The 12,064-nt window shown below is 37.8% G+C and carries 11 protein-coding genes; all 11 read right to left on the minus strand.

The genetic code is table 11. The annotated features are described in order from the left end of the window. Positions 1–57: 57 nt before the first annotated feature. The 11 genes from B879_RS05890 to B879_RS05940 all read right to left on the minus strand — a co-directional run bounded on the left by B879_RS05890 (position 58) and on the right by B879_RS05940 (position 12,043). Positions 58–3,759 carry a sensor histidine kinase gene (locus B879_RS05890; RefSeq protein ID WP_009184241.1) on the minus strand — a complete coding sequence of 1,234 codons (3,702 nt, stop codon included), beginning with the start codon at positions 3,757–3,759 and terminating at the stop codon, positions 58–60. Positions 3,760–3,812: 53 nt separating this feature from the next. Then, complete coding sequence (locus tag B879_RS05895; protein WP_157231541.1) at positions 3,813–4,049, minus strand: hypothetical protein; 237 nt, start codon at positions 4,047–4,049, stop codon at positions 3,813–3,815. 65 nt (positions 4,050–4,114) lie between these two features. Continuing rightward, positions 4,115–4,669 carry a DUF420 domain-containing protein gene (locus B879_RS05900; RefSeq protein WP_009184243.1) on the minus strand — a complete coding sequence of 185 codons (555 nt, stop codon included), beginning with the start codon at positions 4,667–4,669 and terminating at the stop codon, positions 4,115–4,117. Next, on the minus strand, positions 4,656–5,324 hold the full coding sequence (locus B879_RS05905; protein WP_009184244.1) for an SCO family protein: 669 nt from the start codon (positions 5,322–5,324) through the stop codon (positions 4,656–4,658). The genes B879_RS05900 and B879_RS05905 overlap by 14 nt, the downstream gene beginning before the upstream one ends. 79 nt (positions 5,325–5,403) lie before the next feature. Then, positions 5,404–5,733: a cytochrome C oxidase subunit IV family protein gene (locus tag B879_RS05910; protein WP_009184245.1), complete on the minus strand. Its 330-nt coding sequence runs from the start codon at positions 5,731–5,733 to the stop codon at positions 5,404–5,406. 19 nt (positions 5,734–5,752) lie between these two features. Further along, positions 5,753–6,529, minus strand: a complete 777-nt coding sequence (locus B879_RS05915; RefSeq protein ID WP_009184246.1) for a cytochrome c oxidase subunit 3 — start codon at positions 6,527–6,529, stop codon at positions 5,753–5,755. Between the two features lie 27 nt (positions 6,530–6,556). After that, positions 6,557–7,138 (minus strand): cytochrome c oxidase subunit 3, encoded by a 582-nt coding sequence (locus B879_RS05920; RefSeq protein WP_009184247.1) that lies wholly within the window; start codon positions 7,136–7,138, stop codon positions 6,557–6,559. A 3-nt stretch (positions 7,139–7,141) separates the two neighbouring features. Next, a complete protein-coding gene (gene cyoE / locus B879_RS05925) occupies positions 7,142–8,044 on the minus strand; it encodes a heme o synthase (protein ID WP_009184248.1) in 903 nt (300 codons plus the stop codon). Beyond that, positions 8,041–9,123, minus strand: a complete 1,083-nt coding sequence (locus B879_RS05930; protein WP_009184249.1) for a COX15/CtaA family protein — start codon at positions 9,121–9,123, stop codon at positions 8,041–8,043. The genes cyoE and B879_RS05930 overlap by 4 nt, the downstream gene beginning before the upstream one ends. Further along, positions 9,104–10,993, minus strand: coding sequence for a cytochrome c oxidase subunit I (locus B879_RS05935; protein ID WP_009184250.1), 1,890 nt, complete (start codon positions 10,991–10,993; stop codon positions 9,104–9,106). Before B879_RS05935 ends, B879_RS05930 begins: the two co-directional genes overlap by 20 nt. A 15-nt stretch (positions 10,994–11,008) precedes the next feature. Then, complete coding sequence (locus B879_RS05940) at positions 11,009–12,043, minus strand: cytochrome c oxidase subunit II (RefSeq protein WP_009184251.1); 1,035 nt, start codon at positions 12,041–12,043, stop codon at positions 11,009–11,011. Positions 12,044–12,064 lie beyond the last annotated feature (21 nt).

The raw sequence follows: 12,064 nt of genomic DNA on the forward strand, positions 1-12,064 counted from the left end.
AAGAATGAAAATCGGGTAGTTAAACTACAAGAAACCAAAAATCAAACTCAAAAAATATTATTTCACCAATTGAAACTCCAGGTAAAAAACAGAACCCTCTCCCAAGTTGGTGTCAAACCAAATCCTACCTCCAGCGGTTTCAACTCCTCTTTTGGCTATTGCCAATCCAAGACCTGAGCCTTCAGACTTTGTACTGAAGTTGGGCATAAAAATCTTATCTTTTAATTCTTCAGGAATTCCTTTCCCATTGTCTTCTATTTCCAGAATCACTTTCCCTTCTTTCTCTTTGAGAAAGACTTTTATTTCTGGCTTGACCGGCTCCTCAACAGATTGGATACCATTGATAATCAAATTAGAAATCACCCTTCCAAACAAGTGATCATCACCCATAACCAACAGTTTTTCGGATTGGCTAAAGTCCTCAAAACTGATGGTTCCTTTTTCCCTGTTTTTGAAAAGTTCGAGCGTATCATGAACCACCTTCCTAAAGTCCATCACTTCATTTTTGGGTAAGGGCATTTTCGCAAAGGTTGAAAAAGAAGTAGCAATATCACTCAATGTATCAACTTGGTGGATTAAGGTTTCTATCGGTTTTTTGAGTTTTTGAACATCATCAAGCTTCCCCTCAGACTGAAGTCTCAATAAGTGTTGCAAGGTCAGCTTCATGGGAGTCAGCGGATTCTTGATCTCATGCGCCACTTGTTTGGCCATTTCCCTCCATGCAGACTCCTTTTCCGTACTGGCCAATACATTTTTACTGGACTCCAATTTGTATAGCATGTTATTGTATTCATTGACCAATAACCCGATTTCATCTTTAGCAGGCCAGTACATAGGTTCATTATTTTCCAAATCAGTAACTTTCAGTTTTTGGGTCAACAGTTTGAAAGGAAAGGTGAGATTTTTTGAAACGAAATAAGAGACAAAAAGAAATATTATAAAAACCAAAACAAAGATATTGAGGATATTGCTCAAAACATCCGCTATCAACATGTCCAGTTCATTTTCAGACTCAAAAAATGGAATGGACACAATGGCCTGAATATTCTGCCCATCCGAGGACCTTACAGCAGCATAAACGGTTTTATAGTTTAATGAACCTACCTGCTCTTGGATCAGTGCCAGATTATTTTGCCCCTCCACCAAATTCACGATTGCTTTTGGATTTATATTCTTAGTTAAAACGCGCTTATCAAAAATATTGAGCTGAGAACTAGTCATCAAATATCCATTATTATCATAAACATTGATTTCTAAATTCGTAGTACTTGCCAAACTGTTGACCATTTCTATGAAATCATCCCGATCAGCAACTCCTGCTTGCATTCTTTCCATCATTCCTGCAAGATTGTCTTTGATCAAGGTAGCTTTTTGGAAATACTGTCTGTGCAATTCTTCTTGATAAGAACTGGTCAAAAGTCCAAGAATAATAGCCGAAATAATAAGGATCGGGAAGAAGAATGCAAAATTGAGGTACATCTGCAGCTTGGTAGCGTAATTAAACTCAAAAGTTTTTAAGCCACGGGCTAATGCATAAACGCCTAAACTGATCAAAGTGAGAAGGATAAATGATAGAAAAAATAGCGATATATCTGCCAAAATATAATATAATGGATAAATAGGAGAGGATACAATGATGGTCTTGTCTCCACTGCTAACGCCTAAATGATGATAACCCTTTCTGTAAATCCCAGTTCCAAACAACTCAGATGCAGATAAAAGTGAAGCAAAATCCAAAGCCCTATAATTGAATACCCCAACAGAATATAAAAGATCATTATCCTGAAAAACTGCGTAATCATAATTTTTCTCGTTGATACTGGCCATATAATTTTTGTCCATCAACAACTTTGGGAAAACAGATCCAGGTAAAATCCTAAGTTGCTTCAACTCCAAATAGACTGTTCCAATCAAAAAGTCTTCTCTATAAATGGGCACAAAGGCGAAATATTGATTGCCAATATTTTCTTCATTCCCTTTTATGAAATACAGGTCCCTTATGGACGTGACATAATCACTTTTGACATAGCTGAAGCGGAGTGTTTCCAAGGTTTCATCATCATTCCTTGTCAATACATTTTCACCCAAAGGGCTGAATACTTTTACCCTGAGCGCATATTGATCAAAATAATTGGTCATATGCACTCTCCGTATTTTTCTTTCTATTTGCTCTTTTGACTGAAAGGGATCAGTCAATACATTTTTAATAAAAAGATCTTCCCTGATCCGTTCCATGATGTCGGATAGAAAGAATTCAGCCATCACATCATTTTCTGCCAGTTGTTGGGTGCCAAACCTAAATTTGGACTGCAGCTGCTTATTCAAATAGACATCATGAGCAGCAATACCGGCGATAATAGCTGTGATCATACAGGCAAAAAAGAAAGTTAAAAATGTATTGAGACCGATTTTAAAAATATTTTTATGTAGGTCGAATGTAATTATGGAAATCAAAAAAATAACATGGCTAATAAAAGCCAATAAATGTACCCAGTTGAAAACTAACAATAAAACTACAATGGGAATTGAGTAAATCAATAAAACTTTGAGGGCATACAATTTATCCTCTTTGATATTCCCTAATAATAGACTCAAGCCTAGGATAGAAAAAAGAATATAACTGGCAGCACCAATAAAAATAATAAGCAAGCTGATTATTTTAAGATAGTTAAGAGAGGGAAGGCTAAGGATATTGAGTTCCCATTGGGAATTACTGAGAATGTTGATATACAGCCCATAGAATATCACCAGTAAAAACAAAGAAATTGTGAAAATCAATACCAGGAAAAACCAGCGGTGGAAATAGATCTCTAATTCAGCGACACGACTGAGAAACCCTTTCATTCTAGAATAAGCCAAGATCATCGAAAAAAGTACTGCCAAACAAAGGATGTTGAGCAATAAGTCCCCCAAACTTGGATTCAACCAAGAAGATGCATATTGTCGCGCATCAAAAAGTTCGAAATCAAAGTAATTTTGGGGAAATCCAAAAAACAGCATGAATAGCCGGATAGTAATTAAAATAGCGGCTGTATAAAAAATTGCTGTCCCTCCATGACCTTTTAGCCATATCGTTTTGACAAAGCCATAGCCTAATATGAGTACCAAAAACAACAATGAAAAGAAAAAAACAAGAAGGGTAATATTATTTGTTTGTTCTACAGGCTGATAGTCTGGCTCGAAGCTCACAGAAAAAAGGTAATCCCCTTTTTCGCTAAGAATATCTTCATAACCCTCAATAGGCTGGGCGGCTATATTCAGAAAATCATTACCAAAAATTGTTTTGTTGAAACCAGACTGAAGAAATTCATTCTGAATTTCCCTTTTAAAATAAAGGGGATAAGTCTGTACCAAGAAGTATCCCTTCTCGTTTCTAGTAAATCTCCTGATTTTAGTAAAGAAAATCCCTTGACGATCTTCATATATAAATGGATTGCTTTGCTCTTTTATAACCTCAAAATCCGGAATAAAAGTAAAATCTGACCAATAGATTAATCTACCCTGATCTTCAAATACAAAGTAGGATTGTTTTGCGTCAATAGATAACCTACTGAATGCCAATGGATCCTCAGGCCGGTTTTGCATCAACAACTCTATAAAGTCTTCATCGAAATCCTGAAGAATTAAATTTAGCTTAAGGGTAACAGCTTTGGCAAACTTTTCAGAACTCTCCCTTCCGGCTGAAAAAAAATTTATCGCCAGCAACACCCCAATTGCAAAAATGGCAAGAAGTAGAAGATTTCTTTTTTTCTTTAACATATGGAGCTTAAAAGTAAAAAAGCAAAGTTTGAATGTCAACTTTGCTTTTTATATCAGAATTTATCCCCGTGAAAGATAAATTTGGTTTTCCTCTTTTTTGCGTTCCTGTACCACAGAAAACCAATTACCATCGCAATCAAATACGGCATGGTCAACAAGTACAAAATACCTGTGTTAAGACCTGCACCTATGCTGGTCTCTCCATTACTCACATTATTCTCTACAGTTGCCCTACACATGGCGCACTGCGCATACAAAGATGACACATTCACCATGAGATTAATTAGCATAGCAATAAAGGATATTTTAAATACTTTAATCATTACTTTATCAACGTAGCTTTCTTAAAATTAGTTTAAAAGTTATAGTAAGGGCTGATCATAAGATACACCAACACACCGGTAACTGTCACGTATAACCAAATGGGATAGGCAAACTTAACGATTTTTCTGTGCTTTGCTCGCTGATCGGTATACCCATAGTAATAGGCCAACAATATAGGAAATAAGGCTATAGCTGCCAGGATGATATGGCTGATCAAAATGAAATAATAAACAGGCCTGATCCAACCTTCGCCCCCAAAAACTGTACTTTCTGCTGCTGCATGATAGATAACATAAGACACCAAAAACACAGCACCCAAACCAAAAGCAACTGTCATGGCTGCCCTGTGCAAAGCAATATTGTTTTGCTTTATAAACACCAATGCCATTATCAAGGCTACTGTAGCAGCTGTATTAATGACAGCATTCAAATGGGGTAGAAAAAACACCCATTCACTTGCTACATCAATCTTAGATGGCATAAAGAGCAGCACTGCTACAACAAGAGGTACAAGGATTGCTATCACGGTAATTAATGTGATAATACCCTTGTTATCCTGATTCTGAATTAAACTATTGTTTTCCATGTAATAAGATTTTCGTCTCTAATATCAAAAGATCTACATCTTCTCGGTTAGTACCACTGTAATAGCCTCTGATCCTACCCAATTCATCGATTAGAACAAACTTGTCGCTATGAACAAAGTCATCCGGCTCCCCATAGCCATCAATGGTTGGAAGAATAAACCCACATCTTGCCAAATTATAAATTTCTTCCTTATCTCCTGTAAGGAAGTGCCATTTCCCAGGAGTTGCATTATGCCTCTCAGCATAATCCCTCAAAACTTCAGGTGTATCATACTCAGGGTCTATGGAAATAGAATAAATTTGAACCTCCTCAACATTCCGGAAAGCATCATCCACCCTTTCCATTTCCGTTGACATTACAGGGCATATACTGGGACAAGATGTGAAAAAGAAATCCACTATTGTGATTTTTCCTTGCATTTCTTGTCTACCTAATGGTAAATTATCGTGAGAAATCAATTCAAAATCCGGAATGTAGTGTTGGCCAGTTTCATTCACTTCACACTCACCAAATGGGTTTTCAACACCATCTTCAAAGAGAATGGGAATGTCATAGTGGTTTGTGCCAAATGTTTTCAAAAAAACGATTATCAGCACGGGAACCATGAGAATGCATACTAAGACCAAACCCTGAAGAATTCTAATACCTTTCATAATTGACCTTTTATCTATAACAAAAAATTAGGTTGGAGATTCACTCCCCAACCTAATTTTTTTATTTATTGGAAGGAAATTACCACCTCAACAGAAAGATGTCAGCGCCTTCCCTCATCAATGCGATCACCAACCATACAAGGAATATCAGTGGTACAACGATGGAATAGAATAGCGGCTTTGCTTCTTCCCCAAGGTGCATGAAATCCATCATGATATACTTTGCTTTCCAAATCGTAAGTCCTACGAATATAAGATAAAGTAGGATACCTCTAGGCAGGGTAAAAGCAAAGAAGAATTCAATTGAAGTCAACACCAAAAGGATGAGCGCAGTCTTCCATATTTTTTTTATTTTTTCCTCATTTCTAGGAATAACTTCCAAAGAGGACTTGTTTTCTTGTAGTGCCATTATAATATAATTTAATACCTTAGATCAAATAGAAGAAAGTAAATACGAACACCCATACCAGGTCAACAAAGTGCCAGTATAAACCGATTTTTTCAACCATTTCATAGTGACCTCTTCTTTCATACACGCCGACAGCTGCTTGATAAAAAGCAAGAAACAGTAAGAAAACACCAATAGTAACATGAAATCCATGGAAGCCTGTAATGAAAAAGAACAACTGAGCAAAAGCAGCAGGTCCATATTCATTTACAAATAAATTGGCTCCATAAACTGTTTCTGTTACCACTTGCCCCATCCTGTTTACGTAGGTCAACATTGAACCGCCATCGGTTCCATGGATAAAGTGGGACCACTCCCAAGCCTGACAGCTTAAGAAAGTAATACCTCCCAAGAGCGTCCATAATAACCATTTTACAACATCTTTTTTATCGTTTCTATGTCCTGCTTCCACCGCCAATACCATGGTCACTGAACTCATGATCAAAATGAAGGTCATTAAGCCTACAAAAGCCAATGGAATATGAACACCGTGGAAAAAAGGAATAGCATCAAAAACCATTTCTGGTACCGGCCAGTATTCATTTGAACCTACAAAAACATCATCTGGACCTGCATATCCAGGGTAACTTACCCTAATTGCAGCATAAGCCACCAAAAAGGCTGCAAATGTGAATATATCAGACAGAAGGAAAAACCACATCATAAGTTTTCCATAACTGGCTTTCAGCGGCTCATTACCACCTCCCCAGATTCCTCTTTTAGGGCTCAAGCCCACAGCAGTTGCAGTCGTTGACATAGTCTATTAATTAACAGTATACAAATTTTAATGATTCAATAATAAGAACATAAAGAGATAAAGCCAAAGCCCTCCAAGAAAATGCCAGTAGGTAACGCACATTTCCATGGCATTCATATTTCTAGAATGGACCTTATATCCAAAGGACGAAATTAATACAATAATCAGAAATATCACACCACTGATAAGGTGGATTGCATGCAAACCGGTAAATACATAAAGAAATGACCCTGCAGGATTCCCTACAAAGAATACTTCTCGGTCTACCAAGGCCACCCAACTGTACCATTGCATTATGAGGAACACAACTCCCAAAATCGAGGTTACAATCATTCCAACCTTTAACTTAGACAGTTCATCCTTTTTCGCTGCAAGATAAGCGAAGTGAAGTGTCAAGCTACTGACCACAATTACGATGGAACTATACCAGAAGATTGAAGGGAGTTCAAACTCCAACCAATTTCCTTCTGCCTGCCTAACAATATATGCACTGGTAAGGGAAGCGAAAATCATTACCACGCTCACTATGAACAACCACAATGCAAACTTTTTTGGATGCATGGCTATGGGCTGTTCAGCACCTTCTATGTATGCGAATTTTTCTTCCATTTTTTATACCTTATCCAACAAATACGCTATTTGCACAATTGGCAAATACAGAAACGAACCAAACATGATTTTCAAGGCAGACTTCCTGGAACAATCTTTCATTAATGAAAATGTCTGAGCTAAAAACAGGACCCCACAAATTGTGGCTACAATTCCGGAATTGATTCCAGTTAAACCAAAATAGGTTGGCAACAAACCCAGTGGCAAAAGAAATAACGTATAAATCATTATTTGGATAGCCGTATTAAGGTCTTTTTTACCCCCACTAGGTAATAATTTAAAACCAGCTTTTTTATAGTCTTCATCACTCACCCATGCGATGGCCCAGAAATGAGGAAATTGCCAGATAAATTGGATTCCAAACAGGATCAAAGCTTCATGGCCTATCATACCTGTAGCAGCAGTCCAACCCAACAAAGGAGGCATTGCTCCGGGTATTGCACCAACAAAAACGGCAATAGGACCAACCCTTTTTAATGGCGTATACACAAAAATATACAGAATCATACTTAATACACCTAAAGCTGTAGTAAGTGGATTTGTAAATAGCCACAAAATGGTGATTCCAGATATACCAGTTATAAAGGTGAACCAATAAGCCTCAAGCAAAGAAATTTGATTTAATGGAAGGGGACGATTTTGTGTACGCTTCATTAATTTATCAAAATCCTTTTCTAAAATTTCATTAGCCGCTCCAGAAGCTCCAGTGATTAGGAAACCTCCCCAGACTAAGGCAAAAAAGGCACCCCAGGAAAAGAAAGACCCTGAATCTCCAAGGATGAAACCAAATGCAGCAGAGAATGTAACTAAGGCACTTAATCTGAATTTGATTAATTCATAATAAGCACCAAGCCTTGAGGATATTAATTCTGCAAATGAAGTGTCAGATATATTAAGCGCTCTCATGAAACGATTTTTTCAACTTTCAACTTTTTTTGATCCTTTAGCAATAAAAGGATGACAAATTGAATCCCAATAATCAAGGATCCAAACAACAAATGGAGCGGCTGAAGGAAGGCTGGAATAGCAAAATAAGCCATTCCGACACCGGTTGCTATTTCTAGCATTACTACCAGCCCATAGGCCTGAGTCCATTTAAACAGGCTAACATTTCTAAGACTGTGCTTGTATACTTTAAAGATAAACCAAAGCGTAAATCCTAGTAAAATCAAGGAATAAGAACGGTGAATAAGGAACGGCAAACCAAGCATATCAACCCACTCACCTCGTAACATATTACCCATTTGAAAGGCAACAGTATCTACCGCTTCCCGGACTTGTGTTCCAAGCACAACCTGTACGACCATCAACACAATACTGACCAACATAATCCAATACAAAAGTGATGCTTTTTCGGTTTTAAACTTTATTTCGTTTTTCAACCTATAAGATCGATAATGTATGTATAACAATAGGCAGACAATTAATAGAGCCAGCAACATATGAATGGTGATCATCCAAGGCAATAAATTAGTGGATACCACAATGGATCCTATCCAAGCTTGAAAGAGCACCAAAACCAAATTAAAGAAGGCTAAAACTGTAATACCTCTATCCAAGGGCCATAATGCCAAGGAACGATAAAAGGTAAACAAAACCAGTAAACCAATGACCGCGCCTATAAGACGGTTCACGTATTCTATCCAAGTCTTTACAGCATTGAATTCCTCTTCAATTAAAATGGTCGGATCATTTTTGATCTCTTCGGCTTTATTATGGAAGCCTAAACTAGCCAATTGAGCTGCGAAACTTTCGTTTTTCTTAACCCTTTTGGCTAAGTAAATGTCCTGATAATCATTTGGGAGCTGATCCACATGTGTTGGTGGAATCCAGCTCCCAAAACATTTTGGCCAATCAGGACAGCCCATTCCAGAACCTGTACTACGGACTATACCACCGACTAATATTAGAAAATAAACAGCTAGCACAGTTATCAATGAGATACTGCGAAATCTGCTTATATTTTTAAACTTGTTTTGCTTCATTGGCAACTAATTCAGTTTCTTCATCAGCCATAATTTCCTTCTCAAGTTTCACCAATTCCTGCTCATGAGGAAGGTTGGACTCAGGAGTGGCAGATAAAGGAACTGTTTGAGGTATAAAGTCCTCCTTAGCACCAGGCTTGGAATAATCATATGGCCATCTGTACACCGTAGGAATTTCACCAGGCCAGTTACCATGTCCAGGATGAAGTGGGGTTGTCCACTCCAAGGTGGTCGATCTCCAAGGATTCAGAGAAGCCACCCTGCCTCTATACATGGAATAGAAGAAATTGAATACAAAGATAAACTGTGCAGCAAAGGTTATGATTGCAGCAACAGAAACAAACATATTCAAGTCAGTATACATGTTGGAGAATTCAAAACCAGTCCAAGAATAGTATCTTCTTGGGAAACCAGCGATACCTATGTAGTGCATTGGGAAGAAAACCAAATAAACACCTATAAAGGTCAACCAGAAGTGAATATAACCTAGTCTTGCATCCATCATTCTACCAAACATTTTAGGGAACCAATGATAAACACCAGCCATAAGACCAAAGAACGATGCAGAGCCCATTACTAAGTGAAAATGGGCGACAACAAAATAAGTATCATGTAGCTGGATATCTATTGCAGAGTTACCTAAGAAAATACCAGTAAGACCACCAGATATAAAGAAGGATACAAGACCTATTGAAAACAACATTCCAGGAGTAAATATCAAATTACCTCTCCAAAGTGTAGTTAGATAATTAAACACTTTTACCGCAGACGGGATCGCAATAATCAAAGTCAAGAACATGAAGATAGATCCCAAGAAAGGGTTCATACCAGACACGAACATATGATGCGCCCATACTACAAAAGACAAGATGGTAATACCAAGCATGGATATTACCATAGCTTTATATCCAAATATTGGTTTTCTAGAATTCGTAGCTATAATCTCCGAAGTAATACCTAGTGCTGGCAACAAAACAATATATACTTCAGGATGTCCTAAGAACCAGAATAAATGCTGATACAATACCGGACTACCGCCTGTGTTAGGCAACGCTTCATTACCAATATATATGTCTGATAAATAAAAGCTAGTACCAAAACTTCTGTCAAAAACCAAAAGTAATGCGGCTGAAAACAAAACTGGAAAGGATAGTAGACCAATGATAGCTGTCAAAAAGAAAGCCCATATAGTCAAAGGAAGCCTAGAAAAAGACATACCTTTTGTCCTTAAATTGATGACAGTAGTAATGTAATTTATACCGCCCAACAAGGAAGATGCTATGAAAAATGTCATAGCGATCAACCATAAAGTCATACCCAACCCAGATCCAGGCATAGCTTGTTCAAGTGCAGAAAGTGGCGGATAAACCACCCAACCACCTGAAGCTGGACCAGTTTCAATGAATAAAGATATGAACATAATCACGCTGGAAACGAAGAAAAACCAGTATGACAGCATATTCATGAAACCTGAAGCCATGTCCCTCGCACCAATCTGCAAAGGAATAAGGAAATTAGAAAAAGTACCACTGAGCCCGGCTGTTAATACAAAGAACACCATAATCGTACCATGCATTGTAACCAAAGCAAGGTAAAATTCTGGGTCCAAAGCACCGTCAGGGGTGATCCATCCACCAAGAAGTGGTCTTAACCACTCCAGGTTCATATCAGGAAAACCTAATTGCAATCTGAAAATTACAGATAATAATCCACCAATAAATGCCCACAACATACCGGTAATCAAAAATTGCTTACCGATCATTTTGTGATCTGTTGTAAAGATATACTTGGTGATAAAATTATCGTGATGCTCATGATCATGATGATCATGGGCCGTAGCACTGTGTGTAGCTGTGTTAGCTGTTGCCATAATTTGATAATTTAATTACTTATGTTCGCTGATTGTAATTTCAGCCAATTCTTTTAACTCTTCAGGAAGATCTGCTACCAAAGAAGGATTATTGACAATGTAAGGTTTTTGTTCTGCCATCCACTTTCTAAATTCGTCAGGCTCAACCACCCTAATCTCCTTTCTCATTGAGAAATGGCCTCTTCCGCATATTTCTGTACATGCTATTTCATATACAAAATCTGGATCGTTAAGCTCTGCCCTCATTTCTTCAGTAGTTTTAGTAGGCATAAACCAAAATCTGGTCGGCATACCTGGAACAGCATCCATTTTCAAACGCATGTGCGGTGCAAATACAGAGTGCAAAACATCTCTAGCTCTAATTTTGAACAATACAGGCTCACCTTTAGGAATGACAACAACAGGAGACATAAAATCATCCAATGCATTTTTATCCGTAAAGTCTACACCTGAGACATTGGTAGCGGAAGTAAGTCTGTAATCGTGATCGCCCAAAACATTATCCATGCCGGGGTACCTTACTTCCCATGCAAACTGATACCCCATAATTTCAACAACATGGGAGTTTTCGGGCGCAGGAGCAGTGATGTCGGACCATGCTTTCCATCCACCAATCACAAGTAGAGCCAATACTACTGCTGGAACAGTAGTCCAAATCACCTCAAGTTTGTTGTTGTCAGGATAAAAATCAGCCTTTCTGTTTTCTTGGTACTGATACTTATACGGAAACCAGAATAATAGAATGTGTGTGATTATAAACACAACACCAGTAACTGCCATGGTTATCCAAAAAAGCTGATCCGTAATTACACCGTGCTCTGATGCCACGGGTAGGTTATAGTTATCAAACTCTTTAATGGAATACCAGAACATTAAACCTCCTGCCCCAACAAGGAACAGGACAAACATGAAGGCATTCACTTTATTACTTCCGGTAGCGACCTTCTTGTCACTGCCTTTCATAACAGAAACTAATGTCTGTATCCTATATACCATCCAAATGATGGACAATAATAAAAGGATACCAACTGCAATAAGAAATCCGTACATAATGATTGTTTTTTCGGATAA

Source organism: Cecembia lonarensis LW9 (assembly GCF_000298295.1).
Classification (GTDB): domain Bacteria; phylum Bacteroidota; class Bacteroidia; order Cytophagales; family Cyclobacteriaceae; genus Cecembia; species Cecembia lonarensis.

What these genes read in the sequence shown, in the direction of transcription:
- B879_RS05900 (WP_009184243.1), bottom strand. Translation starts at nt 4,669, where the DNA reads ATGGAAAACAATAGTTTAATTCAGAATCAGGATAACAAGGGTATTATC.
- B879_RS05910 (WP_009184245.1), bottom strand. Translation starts at nt 5,733, where the DNA reads ATGGCACTACAAGAAAACAAGTCCTCTTTGGAAGTTATTCCTAGAAAT.
- B879_RS05895 (WP_157231541.1), bottom strand. Translation starts at nt 4,049, where the DNA reads ATGCTAATTAATCTCATGGTGAATGTGTCATCTTTGTATGCGCAGTGC.
- B879_RS05890 (WP_009184241.1), bottom strand. Translation starts at nt 3,759, where the DNA reads ATGTTAAAGAAAAAAAGAAATCTTCTACTTCTTGCCATTTTTGCAATT.
- B879_RS05905 (WP_009184244.1), bottom strand. Translation starts at nt 5,324, where the DNA reads ATGAAAGGTATTAGAATTCTTCAGGGTTTGGTCTTAGTATGCATTCTC.
- B879_RS05930 (WP_009184249.1), bottom strand. Translation starts at nt 9,123, where the DNA reads ATGAAGCAAAACAAGTTTAAAAATATAAGCAGATTTCGCAGTATCTCA.
- B879_RS05915 (WP_009184246.1), bottom strand. Translation starts at nt 6,529, where the DNA reads ATGTCAACGACTGCAACTGCTGTGGGCTTGAGCCCTAAAAGAGGAATC.
- B879_RS05935 (WP_009184250.1), bottom strand. Translation starts at nt 10,993, where the DNA reads ATGGCAACAGCTAACACAGCTACACACAGTGCTACGGCCCATGATCAT.
- cyoE (WP_009184248.1), bottom strand. Translation starts at nt 8,044, where the DNA reads ATGAGAGCGCTTAATATATCTGACACTTCATTTGCAGAATTAATATCC.
- B879_RS05940 (WP_009184251.1), bottom strand. Translation starts at nt 12,043, where the DNA reads ATGTACGGATTTCTTATTGCAGTTGGTATCCTTTTATTATTGTCCATC.
- B879_RS05920 (WP_009184247.1), bottom strand. Translation starts at nt 7,138, where the DNA reads ATGGAAGAAAAATTCGCATACATAGAAGGTGCTGAACAGCCCATAGCC.